Here is a 19,799-nt window from a genome sequence, read left to right as displayed (position 1 = left end):
GTTTAATTTGACTTTTTGGTTGGTATTAGGTGTATTTTTTAATTTTATTTATCGTAGTATTAAATTTGTTTTTAGGTCATTGTTTGGGTAGGTGTTAATTATGAGTGTTTTAGAAATTTACAATAAAATACATCAATGTATAGTTGATTATTGAACTATGTTTATAGGTAGTCCAGTTGACCAATTTACTACTATTTTATGAAATTTAGTAGTTTATGGTACACAGTTTTTTATTGGATTTATTTTGTTTTATGGTTCATGGTGAATTTTAAAATGTTTATTTGGTAAATAATTATGTGATTTAAGTTTGCTAAATTATTTTTTGTTGTAAATACTTCTGTTCAAGCACCAACTAGTTTAATTGCTTCAAATGACCCTAATGTTGTTAATTATGATATTACAAAAGAAATGGTTAAACATGTTAAATATCATAATTTTGATGATTGAGCAACAATACCATGAAATTCTGCTTATTTTGACATTGACCAACCAGATTTAAAATTAGTAAGTGGTGAATTTATTGGAAATGGTGAGGGTATTTATACATGTCGTTATTTTAGTGATACAGTTGGTGTTTTACCACAAGTGGTAAGGATGGGAACTGGTGTTTATACTTTTAATAGAAAACAATTAGATGACTTTTCACGTATTATGTTTAATCATAATTATGTTTCAAATGATAATGTTAATTATTTAGGTTTTCTTAATACTGGTAAAAGTATTATAAATTTTCAAACACAGTTAAATTTTGAAATTGATAAACCTTTAAGTTTTTATATTCAAGGTTTTATGTTTTATTTTTCTTATCATGATTTTAAAACTTTCTCTGCTCATTTTACTTTTAGTTTTTTAGATAATGTTGGTGATACAAAATATGTTTTTAAAGGTAAAGTTGATAATGATATTTATCAGCAAGATTTATATAATTTTGTTACTATGCCTATTCGTGTTCCAAATTTAAGACATTTAACAGTATTTTTTGATATTCATGGTCAATCAATTAGACCAACTTTTTCACCAGATGTTTTTTTTGGTCAAGTTAATATTTTTTCAAGTGAAAATATAACTCCAGTGCCACCAAATAGTCCTTTTAATCCTGAATATGAAAGACCAAGTTGATATGATGTTTTTGGTCATTTACGTAATGCTTTTAGATGAGTACTTTATGGAGTTGTTGGTAAAGTTTTACCAGTTGAACCTTTAAGAGAATTTTTTACTAAACTTGACGGATTATTAAGACGTATTTTTGATGATACTATTAGTTCTGTTTTAAATGTTGATTTTACTAGTGGTTTAGAGCAAGTTTTAACTTTATGAGTGTTTTTAAAAGCAGTAGGATTTTTAGTTGGTTAGGAGTTGAAATAATGCCTTGATATGGTTATTTACTTTTAGGAGTTATATTATTAATAATACTTTATCCATTTTTAATAACTAGAAAAAATATAAAGATATTACAACGTGTAGGTAGTTATATTATTTCAGCACCACCACGTACTGGTAAATCCGCTCTTGCTTGTTGTTTAGCACAAAAACATAAAGGTAGAGTAGTAAGTCCTATTCCTATTAAAGTTCGTAATGAATATAGTTATCGTTGTTCTTATGATGATGTTTTTAAATTTAATCAATTAAATAGTAATTATGCTTTTAAAGAGTGTGATATGGTTGTTTTAGATGAGTTAGGTTTGAAAATTAATAGTAATGATTTATCACCCGAATTTAAAGAAACACAAGAAAGTTTAGGAATGTTTTGTAAGTTAATAGGTCATAATTTTAATGGAATTATGTATATGATTGAGCAACACCCCGATAGAATACCAAAGCAAGCACGTGAAAAAGTGGAATATATTGTTCAAGTTAAAAGAATGCGTATTTTGTTATTTTTAGTTAAGTTTAAACTAAATATTTATACTAATGTTGATGATTATAATAAAGTTGTATTATCTAAAAGACAAACAAAGCGAATAATTAAACGTGGTGGATTACCACCTAGTTATAGTGGTGAAACTATGACTTTTAGTTTATGATTTCCTAGGTCTTATTTACAAAGATATAATAGTCGTGCTTTAAATTATATTCATTCGTTAAAGAGTGAATTAAGTATTGTTAAAGACTATGAACAATCACAAGCATTAGATTTTACTGTTGATGATATTAGAGCAGTAGGATTAGATAAGTTGGATAATATATTACAAACTGAAAAGAAAGAAACTGAAAATACTGTATGCCGTACTTGTTATTATAGAAATAAATATTCTAAGAAAAATAAGAAAGATGTTAAAATAGAGTAAACCTATATTATTGGTCGGAGCCAACCAGAACCTTGGTTGGTTGGCCGTGGCGTTTACGCCACTGGGGTGAGTTGCGAAGCAACTAGGGGCAAAGCCCCTATATACTTGATTTTAAGATAAGGGGTATATATGCATAAAAATTATCCAAGTCATGTTACTAAAGAACAATTTGAGAACATAAGATCAATTTTAGAAAATAGCAAAAAGAAAACAAAACCAAGAAATTTAGATTTATATGAAGTATTTTGTGCAGTTTTATATGTATTAAAAAGTGGATGTCAATGAAGAATGTTACCAAAAAATTTTCCAAAATGACAAACTGTATATTATTATTTTCAAATTTGAAGTAAAAATAGTGATAAAGAACCTAGCACTTGACAAGTAATTTTAAAAAAAATTAGTTAGAAAAGTTCGTATCAATAATGGTAGAAAAGAACAAACTAGTTTTTGTATAATTGATTCACAAAGTGTTAAGAACACAGATACTGCTAAAAATAAAGGTTATGATGCTGGTAAAAAATTTCAGGAATAAAGCGTCATATTGCTGTTGATTCTCAAGGTTTACCGCATACAATTTACATAACCACAGCAGAAAAAACAGATCGTAACAGTGCTATAATAATGATTGAAAATGAAAAAGAAAATTTATCTAAAGTTCAAAAAATACTAGTAGATGCTGGTTATACTGGTGAAAAATTTGCTTTTAAAATCAAAACAATCATAAATGCAAATGTTGAAGTTATCAAACGTAATGAATTACATTCTTTTGTATTATTGCCAAAAAGATGAGTTGTAGAACGAAGTTTTGCATGATTAGAAAAATGCAGAAGATTATGAAAAAATTGTGAAAGAAAATTAAATACTAGCTTACAAATGGTTGTTCTTTCCTTTATTTCAATTTTATTAAAAAGATTTTAAACAGGTTCTAACAAATAAATGAGAAAAAATAGATTGAAGAATAAAAAATACAAGGGATAAAAAGAAATATAAAATTGTTGATTATCAATATCTAACGAGAAAAACTATACATGGATTAGTAACTTATAAAAGAAGAATTTATGAATATTTTAATGAAAAAATACAAAAATGAGTTCGTGTTTGTTTAGTTGATGAAATACTAGAATTACCAAAATATAAAAGAATTGGTGAAGATATTGAAAAAACTATTATTGAATATTTTGCTGATGGAAAAAGATACAGAGATATTTGAGATATTATAAAAAAAGCAAATATTAGTCTTAGTTCTATTCATAGAGTTTTTAAAAATTTAGAAGTAATTAAAGCAAATCCAGTAAAAGTAAAATTAGAAAAAAATCAACCTGTTTTTGTTGCTATTGATGATGGTCACCGAAAATTTTGAAATTTTAAACGTAAAGGTACAAAACATTCTATGCGATTAATAGTAACATATACAGATAATATTAATCATAAAGTACAAAACAAAAGAGTAAAAGCAATTATAAGAGCAACAAGAACAGCAATTCGTGTTAAAAAAACTGCTGAATTTGTTAAAGAACATTGTCAAAAATTTTATGAAAATATTGAACAAGCAAAAATTATTATTTGTGGTGATAGTGCAGGATGAATTAAAGAAATTGCTGATTATTTAGGTGCCCAGTTTGTTTTAGAACCTGTTTAGGATCTTTTTTAACTTATTTTTGATTAAATTAATATCATAAATGTTATTTTATAGTTGAAAAATAAATTTTTAATCGATAAGTTGTCAAATGATAAAATCTTTTTAACAAAAAAATGACAAAGAAAATAAAATGTTAATTAACTGTCAGGTTAGAAATAATTATTCCCTTTTTTAGTTTAATTATGTTTAAAAGATTCCAAACATGTTCTTAGATAAATTTCATTTAATTAGAACATTATATCTTGGAATAATGGCTGGCAATAAAGGAAAATATTTAAAAGAATATAATCACTGTAAAAATTTAATTAATAATGGACAATATGAACAATTAATTGATTTTTTATATAAAGAATTAGATAATCATAAAAAATTAAAGAAAAAATATTTTAAAAATAATAAACAAGGTATTGAAAATCAAAGTGCAAAGTGAAATATTGGTTGCTTTACAGAAACTAATATTTGACATGTTTTAAAAGAAATGCTTGGTAATAGAACATATAATATTTTAATTTATATTAAAATGGTTATTTTTAAATGTAATAAGATAAATTTAGAAACATAGTTTTAATGAATATAGTAATTATTGATTATTTCACAATTTGCAATAAAGTCTCAAAAATTTTTATTTTTAATTTTTATTTTTAAATAAATTATTCATAAAATTAATAATATAGTTATAAATATTAAAATTGGTACTAAAATCTCGCAAAAAATAATTCCAATTTTAAATTGTAATAAAGAATAATGATAATAATTATGAACAGTATAATAGTTTCCAAAATTTTTAAGAGAAATATTATTATTACTTAGAACCTGTTTAGGATCTTTTTTAACTTATTTTTGATTAAATTAATATCATAAATGTTATTTTATAGTTGAAAAATAAATTTTTAATCGATAAGTTGTCAAATGATAAAATCTTTTTAACAAAAAAATGACAAAGAAAATAAAATGTTAATTAACTGTCAGGTTAGAAATAATTATTCCCTTTTTTAGTTTAATTATGTTTAAAAGATTCCAAACAGGTTCTTAGAATATAATATAAACTATATTTACTTCATAATATAAAACCATTATATTTAAATATTTTTTTTAAAATTTTATGTAAAGAAATATCTTTCGAGATTACTACTTCTTTTCCATGAAATAAACCTATTAATCACAATCCTATAATTAAAGTTAAAATAGTTAAAATAAATAATGATACAGTTATTAACTGTAATTTTTTCAGTTTTTTAATTGTCATCTTTAAATTCTCCTTAATTTTATTCCATAAGTTTGGCACTTACTAAATTTAATTATAAGTATTTTAGTTGCATTTAATTTAAAAAAATTATATTATTTAAATACAATTTCATAAAAATCCAAATTATTTCTTGTATGAAATATAATAAGACTGTGTGTGAAGTAATTTATTCCGGATTTTTGACAATCTCCCAAATTTTTTTTAATCTTCTAGTACCATAAACTTCTTTATTTTCTTTAAAAGCACTAATAACAGCTTCATCATACATATTATTTTTGATTTTATTTTCTTTTTTCTTTAAGTTAAAATAATATGTTGATTTAGATATTTTCAAAAAACGACACATTGTGCGAATTTTATATTTAACTTTATTTTTAGCAATAATTTCTACTTTCTGCCTATTATTAGTGCTTTTAAAGAAAATAAAGAAGTTTATGGTACTAGAAGATTAAAAAAATTTTAGAAAACCAAGAAATTTATTTATCACGCAGAAAAATTAAAGAAATTATGAATAAGCATAATTTAATATCAAAATACACTAAATTATCATTCAAAAATCATCATAATAAAATCAATAATAGTCAAATAACCAATCTTGTTAATAGAAACTTTAATAATAGGGTTAAAAATGAAGTTATTGTTAGTGATTTAACTTACGTTCACGTTAATGATAAATGAAACTATATTTGCCTATTAATAGACCTATTTAACCGCGAAATTATTGGACATAGGTTGGTTAAAAAAGATGCATTACTAGTATATCAAGCATTTATGCAATCAAATCGCTGTTTAAAAGATATCCAAATATTTCATAGTGATCGAGGTAATGAATTTAACAATAAATTATTAATAATCTTTTATTAGCATTCAATATTACCCGATCTTTAAGCAAAAAAGGCTGTCCTTATGACAATGCTGTTGCTGAAGCAACTTTTAAAACTTTTAAGACTGAATTTATTAATGATAAAAATTTTACATCATTAATCCAATTAAAATTAGAATTATTTGATTATATCAATTGATACAACAACATAAGAATCCACAGCACTTTAAACTACTTAACTCCTATCAAATATCAAGAACAAGTGTCTACCAAAAAATAGTCCTAAAAAGTGTTGCCATTCCAAACTATCTTAACATTAATAATGTTAACATATTTTCAAAGTAAAAAAAATATCAATTAACAGAGGTTAACTAACTGAAGATTGATTTGTATAGATGAATACTTTAAGTTCATTATGAATAGCGTTAAAATATTAGGTTTTTTTATCTTAATTTTTAAATATAAAAAGACCTGAAAAATTTTCAGGTCTTTTTATATTATATTACTCAATAATCTTGGAAGTACTGTAGAGTATATATAAAAAATAATAAGAATGTTCAGTTAATGAACAATTTAATCATAACATTTTTGAAATTATTTTCTTAAAAAAAGCAAAATAACACTTAATAATTAAAAATATTATAAAAAGAGCACCAAATAAAAAAGAATGTATAATTAAGAGCAGAAAATAGTTTATATTTTTCAGAAAAATTATCTAAGGGGGAAAAACAATATGAGAAACATGAAAACATTACTACGACTAATGGGTGCTGCTGCTTTAACAACAGTTGCAGCAAGTTCGGTTGTTGCATGTGGAACTCAAACAAAAGCGCCATCATTGAATGGCAAATATGCAACATTACTAGGATGATATAGTAATGAAAATACAAGTTTAATTAATCAAGAATTAAAAAAGGATGATACTGCTGGTAAAGAAAGTTATTCAATTTCTGTTCCTGCTGCTGATAATACAAAAATTACAGCAACTAAATTTAACGAAAAATTATTAAAAGCAGGTACTGGTGCTGATTCTGATAAATTTCAAGCAGTAAGTGATGATGCTGCAGCCTTTTTAAAGGATTTAGGATTTACGCCTGATAGCAAGAAGTTTTATTCAGCTGATGATGTTAAAAAGATTACTGCTTTATCTGCAAAAGTTGAAAGTACTGAAGCAGGTAAAATTGAAGCTGCTGGTACAACTGATTTTAAAGTTGAAGCTGGTACTTGTCAAATTAATATTATGGATAAGGCAACTGGAGATGATGCCAAATCTGTAAAAAAATATACTATTAATACTCTTAAGAAAGATGCATTAGGTGTTCCTGCTGCAGTATATACGCTTGTAGAATTAGCAAAATTGGATTTAACTAAAGCTAACGGATTTGAACAAGGCAAAGATGTACTTAAGTCTTTACCTTGAAAAGCTGCTAATTCTAAAGAAAAAAATCTATATAATTCTTTAGTTAATTTATTTAGCAAAGATAAAGTATCATTAGTTTGAACTTCTGATGATCAAGGTCAAACAGTGGTACCTAAGTATACAGATCAAAAAGTATACTTAACCGTAAAATTTGGAGAAGTAAAAGTTACAAATACTCTAGATTTTGGAACTCCACAAGCTTAAATATATTTTAAAAGATTGCAATTGCAATCTTTTTTAATTTATATTCTTTTTTATCACTTAAAAAATTTTATTAATTTATTAAAATTATAAAAATAATTTCAATTTAAGAATAATAATAAATAGCAGAAAATAATTTATATTTTTTAGAAAATTATCTAAAAGGGGAGAAAACTGGAATGGCAACCTTTTTTAGGACTATTTTTTGGTAGACATTTGTTGTTGGTATTTAACTGGAGTTAAGTAGTTTAAAGTGCTGTGGATTCTTATGTTGTTGTATCAATTGATATAATCAAATAATTCTAATTTTAATTGGATTAATGATGTAAAATTTTTATCATTAATAAATTCAGTTTTGAAAGTTTTAAAAGTTGCTTCAGCAACAGCATTATCATAAGGACAACCTTTTTTGCTTAAAGATCTAGTTATGTTGAATGCTAATAAAAGTTTATCAATCATTTTATTGTTAAATTCATTACCGCGATCGCTATGAAATATTTGGATATTTTTTAAACAGCGATTTGATTGCATAAATGCTTGATATACTAATGATGCATCTTTTTTAACTCCAACACTATGTCCATTTCGCGGTTAAATAGGTCTATTAATAGGCAAATATAGTTTCATTTACCATTAACTTGAACGTAAGTTAAATCACTAACAATAACTTCATTTTTAACCCTATTATTAAAGTTTCTATTAACAAGATTGGTTATTTGACTATTATTGACTTTATTATGATGATTTTTGAATGATAATTTAGTGTATTTTGATATTAAATTATGCTTATTCATAATTTCTTTAATTTTTCTTCTTGATAAATAAATTCCTTTATTTTCTAGAACAACTTTTATTCTTCTTGTTCCATAAACTTCTTTATTTTCTTTAAAAGCACTAATAACAGCTTCATCATGAATATTATTTTGAATTTTATTTTCTTTTTTCTTGAAATTAAAATAATATGTTGATTTAGATATTTTCAAAAAACGACACATTGTACGAATTTTATATTTAACTTTATTTTTAGCAATAATTTCTACTTTCTGCCTATTATTAGTGCTGCTTGCTTTAAAATATCATTTTCCATTCTTAATTGTTTTAATTCTTTTCTTAATTTAATTAATTAATTTTCTTCAACAGAACGATTATCTTTAGTTTTAAAACTACCTGAATTAGTAAATTGCTTAATTAATTATAAGTAGCTGCTCTTGTAACATTGTACTCTTTAGCAAGACAAGACACTGACTTACCGCTTTGATATAAAGCTACTATTTGTTTTTTAAATTCATCTGAATATGAGTTAATATTGGCCATAATTATACTTCCTTTCTTTTCACTAATTTGTTCACTTGTCTACGTAATTAGTGTCCAATAAAGTGTAACCCATCCAACTCAATATGTATATTTATCATCAGCAATAAAAGAATTATTTTTAATCATTCATTTTGGAAGCGATAATTTATATTCAACATAATCAATAAGAATAGATTGTGGTTTATCTTTAACAATTTGTTCTTTTTTAAATTCTATTTGCATATTAATCTGCACATCAATCACAAACATATCCATATGGATTTTTATAATCCAAATGCTCTTCTATATCATAATCATCTTCATATTTTTTAATATCATGTTGTTCTGCTTCTAATTCTGTTTTAAAGCGATAAAGCATATTCATTTTGTCATCTTCATATAATTCATTACATTCAACACATCTTTTTCTTCTTTTTTTAATTTTATTATCAATCTTTCTTAGTGCTTCATAATCAAGAATTTCTATTGCCATAATAATCCTTTCATAATATGTCCTGTTGCTTTCTAGCATAAAGGACATATATTTTAATTTTTATATTATTAATACTATTCGTTTTATTAATTCCAAAAATTCTGGGCTCAAAAATAAATTGTGAAATTTTAAAAAGAAATCGAGGCATTCGATTCAATATTTATTTAATTTGTGTTAAACAAATTAATATTTTAATTGAACCGGCACCGCTCAATTTTTTTTACAAGTTTGAAATTTATTTTCTCGCCCAAAAATTTTTTCAAAAAAAATAAAAAATAAAACCAACACTTGCTCACTGGAGAGTGGCAAGGTTGGTTAAATAAAGAATAGAATTAATACAATAGGTTCCTACAACAGGTCTATATATACTAGTTTCCAATTCGCTCCCACCCCAAGAATTACCATTAAATGGTTAGTATATTTTATTAGGTATCACTCCACTTTTTATTTATTCATGCAAGTCCACATGCTAGCTACTATTTTTAACAACTGTGTTGTAGTTCACTTTTTTAGTTCCCTAACACGTGTTGATAATAGCGTTAAAGACGGTTCTTAAAAATTTTAAAATTTTACAATTACAAAAAAAGACAAGATTATTTCTTGTCTTTTTCCTTTGATAATAATTTTTATTTTATCTTATAAAATCTATATTTTTTAAAATACGTCGAATATAAATTTAATGGTAAAAGAGAATTTAATTTGTCTATCATCATTTTTAAATGGTAATTTTGGAAATAAGTTACTAATATGATAATTAATTATTTCGTAAATTTGACAACCGCCCAAATGAAAATTATTAATAATTAGACATTTGAAATTAATAGTAATTAAAGTGATAACATTTATAAGTTAAAAAACTAAACTTTAAGTGAGGACACAATTGTATATTTCAATTTTATTAAGTGATATTATTAATTATAAAAATTAAAGAAGGAGAAAAAAATGTTAAAAACAGGAAGTATATTAATATTTATTGTTTTTATTTTAGAATCAATATTTATAATTCCTTTATTATGAACAATACCCGGTTTTATTTTATACAAAAAAGTAAGTAAAGGTGAAGCGACTACTGATCAAAAAATTGCTTTAGCAATATTAGGAATTATCTTTGGTGCTGCATTAGGTATTATTGGTGGTATTTTTATATTAGTTGATTTAAACAATGATGAAAATAAAATCCAAAGATATTAATAAAAAACATCATTAATTAATGATGTTTTTTATTTTTTTAAATAGTTTTCCATTGGTTTTAATAAAAATTATTATATAATTTTTATAGTTTGATTTAAAAACAACTTAAAATTATTAACTAGGAGGAAAACAAATATGGAAGTTATTATTTTAGAAGCCACAAATCTGATGAATGAAATAATTTTACGTTATAAAAATGAAATTAACAAAATTCGCACCGGAAGAGCTAATCCTAATATCTTAGAAGGAGTTAATGTTAGATGTTATGGTGCTGTTGATAGTTTAAGTAATATTGCCCAAGTTAAAGTAGCAGAAGCACATCAATTATTAATTAAACCATATGATCGTAGTTTAATTAAAGACATTACAGAAGCTGTTACAAAAGCTGATTTGAAATTACAAATTAAAAGCGAAGCAGAGAATATACGTTTAATTTTCCCACAATTAACAGAAGACGTTCGTAAAACTTTAGTTAAAGATTTGAGTAAAAAAACTGAAGAATATAAAGTTAAAATCCGTAATTGTCGACGTGATGCTGTTCAAAATCTGAAAAAAATAAAATTACCAGAAGATCAAGAAAAGCATGCAGAAACTACAATTCAAGATTTAACTGATAGTAAAATTAAAGAACTTGTATTAATAGAAAACAATAAAAAAGCCGATTTAATGAAAATTTAGCAATAAGCAATAAATAGTTAGGGGTTAAATATTGTGAAAAAAAAGATAATAAATAAAGAAAATATAAAATCTAAAGTTTCTTTTTTTGCAAAACTTAGTAATTTTTTTAGAACCTATCGAAATCGTATTCTTACAAGCTTTATGTTAATTGCTTGTGGTGTATTATGAATGTTTATTGGGGCAGTTTATTTAGAACCAATTTTTGGTAATAAACCACAGTGATCAGCCTATACATTTATGATAATTAATACTTTAATTTTTATTGGTTGTTTATGAGAAATTATTAATTTAAAAAAAGAATCAAATTGATCAATTGTACTTAAAATTTCTATAATTTTAACAGGAGTCATACTTTTATGAGTTCCGCTTGGTAAAGAAACTTTTGGTCCATATATTTATAATCATTATTGATTTGAAACTTGAATGACTTTATTAATTTTATTATTTTTCATTTGTATTTTTATTTTAATTGCTTGACGAAGTAAAAATTTTCAATTAAGTGATGTTATTTTTATTTTTACTTGAATTATTTATTTAGTGTTTGTTGTTAAAGCTGTTAATTTTTTAATGTTATCAGAAATTAAACTTTCAAAACTAGGATGACCAACATTATTGTTTTTATTCATTATTGTTATGTCTAATGATGTTGGTGCTTTTATTGGTGGTATAATTTATGGTAAAACAAAAATGGCACCAAGTGTATCACCAAATAAAACTTGAGAAGGTGCTATTACTGGTTTAATAACAGCAATTATTTTAAGTATGATAACAGTAACTGTTTTTTTAGAAACAAGTAATTATAATCCCTTACCTTTTTTAGAAGTTAATAGTAAAGCACCAATCTATATTGCTTATTTTGCTACTAGTTTTATTCTTTCAATTGCTAGTCAAATGGGTGATTTATTATTTTCTTATTTGAAACGTAATTATCATGTTAAGGATTTTTCAAATATTCTACCTGGACATGGAGGATTATTAGATCGTTTAGATTCATTTTCAACAGTAGTTATTTTTGGTTTTCTAATTACTCTAGCAGCTATTGCTTAATATATAAAATTTAAGGATGAAGTTATGTATATATTTTTAGCCATTTTAATTGGTTTATTTACAATATTATTTTTAATTACCTTGCATGAATTTGCTCATTTTGTAATTGCTAAATTATCAGGAGCATATGTATATGAATTTGCTATTGGTATGGGACCAAAACTTTTGCAGTGAGGTAAAAAAGAAACACGTTATACTTTAAGACTATTACCATTGGGTGGTTATGTTTCTATTGCTTCAGAAATTGCTGATGCTCCTAAAGGACGAGAAGATGAAGTAATTGATAGTAAACGAATGATGGAAAACTTGCAACGTGGTAAAAAAGCAGCTTTCATTAGTGCAGGTGCACTAATGAATTTATTATTAGCTTTTATTTTATTAATGATTGGATATGGAATTTATCCACATAAATATGATCCTAACTTGCCACCAACCTATGCAACAACAGGACCATTATATGAAGCTGTTCAAAAATATAATAAAGATAATCCAAGTTTACCAATTTTAGATACTGATGCTATTACTAGTATTTATAATACTGGTGATATTGAATCTAAACAATCAATTAAATCATATTATGATTTACAAACATGATTAAGTAAATATAATAAAAAGACTACTAATGGTACAGTTATTGCTGATTACAAAATTACTTTTGATAATAAAGACGATAAAACTGTTACTTTTAAACCTGTAGAACAAAAAGGGGTGCTATTCATTGGTGTTAGTCAAGGTAGTTATTATTTAAATGCAGGGCAAGTTATTAGTAATGGTATCATTGATACTTTTAAAGATAGTTACAGTCTTTTACAAGCATTAGGACAATTAGTTACTTTTCATTGACAAAATTTATCAGGACCTGTTGGTATTGTTAAATCAACTAATAGTTTTTTAAATCTTGATTTATCATCAACACAAGCAGCAAGTACATATTTTCGTTGAGCAGCATTATTATCATCTAATTTATTTTTATTAAATATGTTACCAATTCCGCCATTGGATGGTTATAAATTTGTTGAAAATGCAGTTGAAGCGGTAACAAGAAAAAAATTAAATGAAAAATATAAAATTATTGTCAGTATTGCTGGAGCTATATTATTTTTAGTTATCTTTATTGCTATTACTATTAAAGATATATTTTTTTAATCTTTACTTTATAATAAAATCCTATTATAAATAGGATAATAAATTTGAATGAAAAAGTTTTGAGCAATTTTCTTAATTATTTATATTTTAAAAAAATAAAATAATAACTATTTTAAGTGAACAATATTGTTCACTTTTTATTTTGAAATAAAATCTATAAGTATAAAAACTAAAATTTATATCGATTATTTGCTCCTAAGAGAATTATTTTTTCTTCAACAAATTTCTGAATAGCTATCATTGCATTTTCTATTAAGGTATTAATATTAGATAAATTAGAGTTAGTTTGCAAACTTTTTTTTAGACTTTCAACATAAATCTTTCTTAAATCACTGCTAATATTAACTTTAGTAATACCAGCTTTAATTGCTAGAGCTAATTGTTCATTATTAATAGTAACATTATCATGTAATACTAAAAAAATTTCAGGCATTTTAATAGCAATTTCTTTAATTAGAGAAATTTTTAAATCTTGTCTATTATCTTGATGATGACTATTGATAGCAGTAAATACAAGACCATTAATATTAGTTTTATTTCTAAATAATATTGCTTGTTCAATTAAATTAATATCATTAGTAATATCTCCTTTTGTATTATTGTAAAAAATCTCTGATTCAACAACAATACCCAAAGGAGCAGCAAAATGAACAATATCTTTAGTTTTTTCAATATTTTCTTTAATTGGATAGTTGCTGTAATTTAACATAACTGAACTAAAATCAGATGTAATTTTAGTTTTAATAAAGTGTGGATCAAGACAGTGGTCTAGTTGTAAAAAAATTGGTACTTTTGCACGATTAATAACAATGTTAGTAATAGCAAGTACATATTTTAAATCAATACAATTAATAGTGTTAGGTGTTATCATTAAACATATTGGTGCTTTTTGTTTTTCGGCTGCATTAGTAATTGCAATTAACATTTCTAAATTATCAAAGTTAAAACTTGGGATTGCGTATTTGTTAATTTGTGCATGTTTTAACATTGTTTTCAAGTTAATTTTCAATTACAATCACCTAACTTTTCTTTTTTATTTAATTATATCAATAATATTTATCATGTAAGGAATATAAGATATGTTTTAAATTTTTACTTTTTTCTTTTCTTTTTAATTTTGCTTTTCTTTTTTTTTATTAAGTTGACGTAATATTTTTTGATAAAAATTATATAAACGATGTTCAGAAGTTTGATAACGTTTGAACATTAAGTTATTAATTCAAATATAAAAATATTGTAAACTGAAAACTAAACCAAAAACAAAAACAACGGCACTAGCAGCGATTAATCATCCATATTCACCATTTGAATAATCAAAGAAAAAATATGGATATCATGTATCTCTTGGTGGATGACCAGTTTCTATAAAATCTAAATAACGTAAATGACCTCTAATTAGAATAACAATACAATAAATTGCTGGATAAATAACAATTAATCATAAATATATTTTATGTTGTTGTTTCATATTAATATATTGATGACCTGATGTAACAATAAAGCTAGTAATCATAATTATTGGCATTAATAAGTGTAAAATTAATGTTGCAATTCAATTATAAGCACTGTATTGTTTTGGATCTTTCTCAGCAGTAAAAATACCTATTCAAAATACTAACATCGTAATAGTAATATAAACAGTTACTGCTAATCGAGTTTGAAAACTTGGTTTAGTACCACGAAAATAAGAATCAAATAAATAAACACAAAAATAAATAACAACCATATAATTACTCTCATTAGTAAAAAAAGCATAGTAGTTACTTACTCGTTCACCATATCCTAAATCTTCAAATTTTTCCATTGGATAATATATTGCACTAATTAAATCAATAATTAAAAATAAAATTATCATTATTAATGCAGATAAACGTATATAAAAGTTGGCTTTGTTACTTAATTTATACATAATAATCCCACATCTTTTCTTTTTTCTTTGTATTATAATTCTAACATTAATTGTGTATTTTCTTCTAAATGTTCTAATACTCCTAACTCATTTAATAGTTGATAATTAGTTTTAGTAATATTAGTTCGTAGTTGTAAATCATTTTTTGAAGTAATTGCTTGTTCACTCCTTGCTTTAACAATTGAATTAGCCACAATTTCACCCAATCCATCTAAAGTAATAAAAGGTGGTAGAATTTGTTTTTCACCATTTATTATTTTAACTTGAAAAAGTTTAGCATCAGAATGTTCTAAACTAATATTGCTAAATTTAATATTTCTAGCATTCATTTCTAATGCTACTTCTAATAATGGGATTAAATCTTTTTCTTTAGTAGTAACTGTATTTTTTTGACCATCATTTTTTCTTAATCTGTTATTAATATCTTTTAATTTATTAGTAATAGCACCAATGCCTTGTAACATAGTTTTAATATCAAAAATTTCACATCTTGTTGTAAAATAAGTAGCATAATATTCATGCGGATAATAAACTTTAAATCAAGCTACTCTTCATGCCATTAATACATAAGCAGTAGCGTGTGCTTTAGGAAACATATATTTAATTTTTTTGCAAGATTGAATGTATCAATTAGGAACTTTCTTTTCTTGCATTAACTTTTCATATTCTTGTTTAATGCCTTTTCCTTTACGGACATCTTCCATAATGTTAAAGGCAATTTTTGCTGGTAAGCCTTGATATACTAAATAAGTCATAATATCATCACGACAACCAATTACATCTTTTAGTTTTAAACCTTGTTGTGAAATTAATTCATCAGCATTATTTAATCAAACATCAGTACCATGTGATAAACCAGATATTTGTACTAATTCAGAAAATGAAGTAGGTAATGTATCACTTAACATTTTACGAACAAAACCAGTACCAAATTCAGGGATACCAATTGCTCCTGTTTTTTCGCCAAGTAAATCATCACTAGTAATATTTAAGGCACTTAAATTAGAAAATAATGATAAAACTTTTTCATCTTGATTAGGAATAGTTTTTGGATCAATACCAGTTAAATTTTCTAACATTTTTAATGCTGTTGGATCAACGTGACCTAGAATATCTAATTTTAATAAATTATCATGAATAGCATTAAAATCAAAGTGAGTAGTTTTTCATGTAGAACTAGTATCATCAGCTGGAAAATTAATTGGTGTAAAATCGTTAATATTATATTCTTTTGGTACAACAATAATACCACCAGGATGTTGACCAGTTGTTCTTTTAATACCAACACATCCTTGACTTAGTAACTCTAGTTTTGCTGCACGCATATCTGATTGACCAATTTTTTCTGCATAAGCTTTAACATAACCATAAGCTGTTTTATTGGCAATTGTTGAAATTGTTCCAGCACGAAAAACATTTTCTTCACCAAACATTTCTTTAGTAAAATCATGAGCTTTATTTTGATATTCACCAGAAAAGTTTAAATCAATATCAGGTGTTTTATCACCATCAAATCCTAAGAATGTTTCAAAAGGAATATCATGACCATCAGTAATTAAATCAATATTGCATTGTGAACATATTTTTTTTGGTAAATCATAACCACACTTATAAGAACCATTACTAATAAATTCACTAGTTTTACATTGTGGGCATAAATAGTGTGGTTGTAGTGGGTTAACCTCAGTAATATTAGCAAAAGTAGCTACTAAAGATGAACCAACTGAGCCACGACTACCAACAAGATAACCATCTTGTAAAGATTTTTCTACTAATTTGTGTGCAATTCAATAAACAACAGCAAAACCATGAGTAATAATTGCATCTAATTCGCGAGTTAAACGTTTTTCTACATATGTTGGTAATGGATTACCGTAACGATTTCATGCTTGTTCATAACAAAGATTACGTAATTTAGTATCAACATTAACAATACTTGGTGTAAATAAGCCATCTTTAATTGGTTTAACCATTTCAAATTGTTTTGCTAATTGCAAAGGATTATTAATAACAATATCATTAATTAAATTAGGGTCATCTAAAAAGTTAAATTCTGTTAACATTTGATTAGTAGTTCTTAAATGTTGATCGGGATATGATGTAACTTTACCTTTACGATCAAATAATGGGTGTAACAAACCACCAATTGCTTTACTATTAATAATAACATCACGATACATTTTTTCATGGGGATGTAAATAGTGGGCATCGCTAGTAGCAATTACTAATTTATTTAATTTAAGAGCATTATTAATAATTTTTTTAATAGTATCATGTAATTGTTCTTTAGTAATATTTCCTAACTGTATTAAGTGTTTATAAACAGCAGGTGGTTGGATTTCAATAAAATCAAATCATTTCATTATTTTAATTAGTTCTTCTTCACTTTTATTTAATGCTGTTTCAAAAACAGCACCATTTATACAACTACTACCAATTAATAATTCTTTTCTATTTTCATTAATTGCTTCTGATATGATTTTTGGTGTTTTATAAAAATACTTTGTATGAGATAGTGAAACTAATTGATATAAATCTTTTAATCCTAATTGATTTTTTGCAAAAATAGTAATATGTTCACCACGAAGTTTAAAATTAATTTGTTCATTAATTAAGTTATTAATTTCTTGTAAATTAATACAATTAAATTCTATTTTTAATTGTTGTAACATTTTTAAAAATACTTGTGCTAATACATTAGCATCATAATCAGCACGGTGGGCAATTTCATCATCATATTTAATGCCATAAGTACGACAAATAGTACCTAATCGATAATATTTTAGTTGTGGTAGAATTGCTCTAGATAATTGCAAAGTATCAATGACAGGATTATTTAAAGGCATAAAACCCAATTGTTTCATTGCTGCTTGTAAAAAACCAAAGTCAAAGTTAGCATTATGAGCAACTATTGTTTTATTGCCAATTATTTCAATAATTGTTGGCAATATTTGTTGTAATGTTTGTTTATCTTTTAACATAACATTGGTAATACTAGTAAGTTCAGTAATATGTTCAGGTACGGGATTATTCGGTTTAATTAAAATTGTATCTTGTTTTAAAATCATATTGTCTTTAACAATTGTATAACCAAATTCAATAATTTCGTGGTAATTGGTTGATAAACCAGTTGTTTCTAAGTCAAGAACAATGTATTCTAAATCTAATAATGGTGTATTAATATTATTTTTAGTAATACTAATATTATTGGGGATTAAATCCATTTCAACACCATACATTACTTTTAAGTTTGGATGTTTTTTAGCGGCATTAGCAATATCTGGGTATGCTTGTACATTTAAGTGATCAGTAAAACCAATTGCTTGGTGTCCTCATTTAGCTACTTGATTAATATAATCACTTGCTGAAGTAATACCATCCATAGCACTCATTTTAGTATGAGTATGAAATTCAATTCTTTTAGTTTTAGCATCATCATTATTGTTAGTATTTTTATTATTTAAATCAATAATTAAATCATCAATTCATAGTACTTGTTCTTTACTATAATTATCATAACGACTATTAGCATTAATTTTTATTCAATCATCAACTTTAATATTATCAAATTTCTCATCTGGTTGATCGCTATTAATAAATGCTTTGCAAGTAATTGCATCACTATAATCAGTAATTCAAAATGAATAAAATCATTTTTGAGTTTTAGTTAAAAATTTATTAATTTTAAAAACTTTACCACTAATAATAATAATATTGGGTTCATCGCCAATGATATCTTTAATGCTATGAGTTAGGTCTGTTATTTCTAAATTAACTTTTGCTTTTTTGCGATAAGTAGTTGTATTAAAATTTTTACTTATATTGTTGTTAGGAATTTTAGTTTTTAAATTGTTAGTAATTTTGCTAATTTCTGCTTTAGATTCATTTTCATAACTAATAAATGGTTGCTCTGCTTTATTTATTTTAGTTTTTAATTTAATTTTTTTAAAACCATATTGTTGAAAGTAGTTAATAAATTGTAAAAATTCATTAGTTATTAATTTTTCTTCAATACTATTATGAATAGTAATGGTAATAATATTATTTTTATAATTAATTGCTGAGTCGGGTAAAGAATAATAAATGCCAGCTAATAGTTGCAATTTATGAGTTTTAATATAATGAAAATATGTTAATACAGTTGATTCATCAGCAGTAAGGGAAACATTAAAATCGACACTAATATTCGAAACAGGTAATTTTTCAAAATGTTGTTCAAAACTTTTTAAAGTAGTAGTTGTTAGAAAATTAGGTAAGTTGATGGTAATTATTACTTGTTGATTATGATGAAAATATTGTACTTTTTTAATAGTAGCATGATTAAATTCATTATTAACATCATTAAAATCCATTTCATGGAAAAGTTTTTGCAAATCTTGATTCATATATTTTTTCCTCTCTTAATACTAAATAATTGACAATAAT

Annotated in this window: 17 protein-coding genes and 3 pseudogenes; 12 read left to right on the top strand and 8 right to left on the bottom strand. The window is 24.6% G+C overall.

The genetic code is table 4. From position 1 onward, the window contains the following. The first annotated feature begins 100 nt into the window (after positions 1-100). The 6 genes and pseudogenes from ACXUB0_RS03160 (at position 101) to ACXUB0_RS03135 (ending at position 4,489) form a co-directional block, all read left to right on the top strand. Entirely contained in the window at positions 101-292 is a 192-nt protein-coding gene (locus tag ACXUB0_RS03160; RefSeq protein ID WP_458257599.1) for a hypothetical protein, read from the top strand. Positions 293-294: 2 nt separating this feature from the next. Further along, the gene (locus ACXUB0_RS03155) at positions 295-1,353 is read left to right on the top strand and encodes a hypothetical protein (RefSeq protein WP_458257600.1); all 1,059 of its coding nucleotides are present in this window, start codon (positions 295-297) and stop codon (positions 1,351-1,353) included. 11 nt (positions 1,354-1,364) lie between these two features. Continuing rightward, a complete protein-coding gene (locus tag ACXUB0_RS03150; protein ID WP_458257601.1) occupies positions 1,365-2,288 on the top strand; it encodes a hypothetical protein in 924 nt (307 codons plus the stop codon). 129 nt (positions 2,289-2,417) lie between these two features. Further along, a pseudogene (locus tag ACXUB0_RS03145) lies at positions 2,418-3,206 on the top strand (IS5 family transposase). Positions 3,207-3,678: 472 nt separating this feature from the next. After that, positions 3,679-3,927 (top strand): hypothetical protein, encoded by a 249-nt coding sequence (locus tag ACXUB0_RS03140; RefSeq protein WP_458257733.1) that lies wholly within the window; start codon positions 3,679-3,681, stop codon positions 3,925-3,927. Positions 3,928-4,177: 250 nt separating this feature from the next. After that, positions 4,178-4,489 (top strand): hypothetical protein, encoded by a 312-nt coding sequence (locus tag ACXUB0_RS03135; protein ID WP_458257732.1) that lies wholly within the window; start codon positions 4,178-4,180, stop codon positions 4,487-4,489. Between the two features lie 435 nt (positions 4,490-4,924). Here the strand turns inward: ACXUB0_RS03135 and ACXUB0_RS03130 are convergent, their stop codons facing one another. Both ACXUB0_RS03130 and ACXUB0_RS03125 read right to left on the bottom strand, forming a co-directional pair. Then, complete coding sequence (locus tag ACXUB0_RS03130) at positions 4,925-5,173, bottom strand: hypothetical protein (RefSeq protein WP_458257731.1); 249 nt, start codon at positions 5,171-5,173, stop codon at positions 4,925-4,927. Between the two features lie 166 nt (positions 5,174-5,339). After that, entirely contained in the window at positions 5,340-5,519 is a 180-nt protein-coding gene (locus ACXUB0_RS03125; RefSeq protein WP_458257730.1) for a transposase, read from the bottom strand. Positions 5,520-5,884: 365 nt separating this feature from the next. Here ACXUB0_RS03125 and ACXUB0_RS03120 point away from each other — a divergent pair. Further along, positions 5,885-6,276, top strand: a pseudogene (locus ACXUB0_RS03120) (transposase); the annotation flags it as partial. 483 nt (positions 6,277-6,759) lie between these two features. Further along, complete coding sequence (locus ACXUB0_RS03115; protein WP_458257729.1) at positions 6,760-7,620, top strand: hypothetical protein; 861 nt, start codon at positions 6,760-6,762, stop codon at positions 7,618-7,620. 195 nt (positions 7,621-7,815) lie between these two features. Here the strand turns inward: ACXUB0_RS03115 and ACXUB0_RS03110 are convergent. From ACXUB0_RS03110 to ACXUB0_RS03100, 3 genes and pseudogenes are all read right to left on the bottom strand, one after another. Beyond that, a pseudogene (locus ACXUB0_RS03110) lies at positions 7,816-8,931 on the bottom strand (IS3 family transposase). A 39-nt stretch (positions 8,932-8,970) separates the two neighbouring features. Continuing rightward, complete coding sequence (locus tag ACXUB0_RS03105) at positions 8,971-9,153, bottom strand: hypothetical protein (protein WP_458257728.1); 183 nt, start codon at positions 9,151-9,153, stop codon at positions 8,971-8,973. A gap of 1 nt (position 9,154) precedes the next feature. After that, positions 9,155-9,403, bottom strand: coding sequence for a hypothetical protein (locus tag ACXUB0_RS03100; protein ID WP_339046891.1), 249 nt, complete (start codon positions 9,401-9,403; stop codon positions 9,155-9,157). Positions 9,404-10,345: 942 nt separating this feature from the next. On the opposite strand from ACXUB0_RS03100, the gene ACXUB0_RS03095 reads away from it, so the two are divergent. The 4 genes from ACXUB0_RS03095 (at position 10,346) to ACXUB0_RS03080 (ending at position 13,465) form a co-directional block, all read left to right on the top strand. Further along, a complete protein-coding gene (locus ACXUB0_RS03095; RefSeq protein ID WP_458257727.1) occupies positions 10,346-10,594 on the top strand; it encodes a hypothetical protein in 249 nt (82 codons plus the stop codon). A gap of 135 nt (positions 10,595-10,729) precedes the next feature. Further along, positions 10,730-11,272: a ribosome-recycling factor gene (locus tag ACXUB0_RS03090; protein WP_458257726.1), complete on the top strand. Its 543-nt coding sequence runs from the start codon at positions 10,730-10,732 to the stop codon at positions 11,270-11,272. 33 nt (positions 11,273-11,305) lie between these two features. Next, on the top strand, positions 11,306-12,319 hold the full coding sequence (locus tag ACXUB0_RS03085) for a phosphatidate cytidylyltransferase (protein ID WP_252319731.1): 1,014 nt from the start codon (positions 11,306-11,308) through the stop codon (positions 12,317-12,319). Between the two features lie 24 nt (positions 12,320-12,343). Beyond that, positions 12,344-13,465, top strand: coding sequence for a site-2 protease family protein (locus tag ACXUB0_RS03080; RefSeq protein WP_458257725.1), 1,122 nt, complete (start codon positions 12,344-12,346; stop codon positions 13,463-13,465). Between the two features lie 169 nt (positions 13,466-13,634). Here ACXUB0_RS03080 and ACXUB0_RS03075 read toward each other — a convergent pair whose 3' ends face one another. The 3 genes from ACXUB0_RS03075 to ACXUB0_RS03065 form a co-directional block, all read right to left on the bottom strand. Then, positions 13,635-14,474, bottom strand: a complete 840-nt coding sequence (locus tag ACXUB0_RS03075) for a class II fructose-bisphosphate aldolase (protein WP_458257724.1) — start codon at positions 14,472-14,474, stop codon at positions 13,635-13,637. A gap of 102 nt (positions 14,475-14,576) precedes the next feature. Further along, positions 14,577-15,374, bottom strand: a complete 798-nt coding sequence (locus ACXUB0_RS03070) for a Pr6Pr family membrane protein (RefSeq protein WP_458257723.1) — start codon at positions 15,372-15,374, stop codon at positions 14,577-14,579. Positions 15,375-15,406: 32 nt separating this feature from the next. Beyond that, positions 15,407-19,759, bottom strand: coding sequence for a PolC-type DNA polymerase III (locus ACXUB0_RS03065; protein WP_458257722.1), 4,353 nt, complete (start codon positions 19,757-19,759; stop codon positions 15,407-15,409). Between the last annotated feature and the right edge of the window lie 40 nt (positions 19,760-19,799).

This window comes from Spiroplasma endosymbiont of Dactylopius coccus (assembly GCF_977110965.1).
Note: the sequence above shows the minus strand (reverse complement) of the source record. Positions and strands in the feature narration are given on the sequence as shown.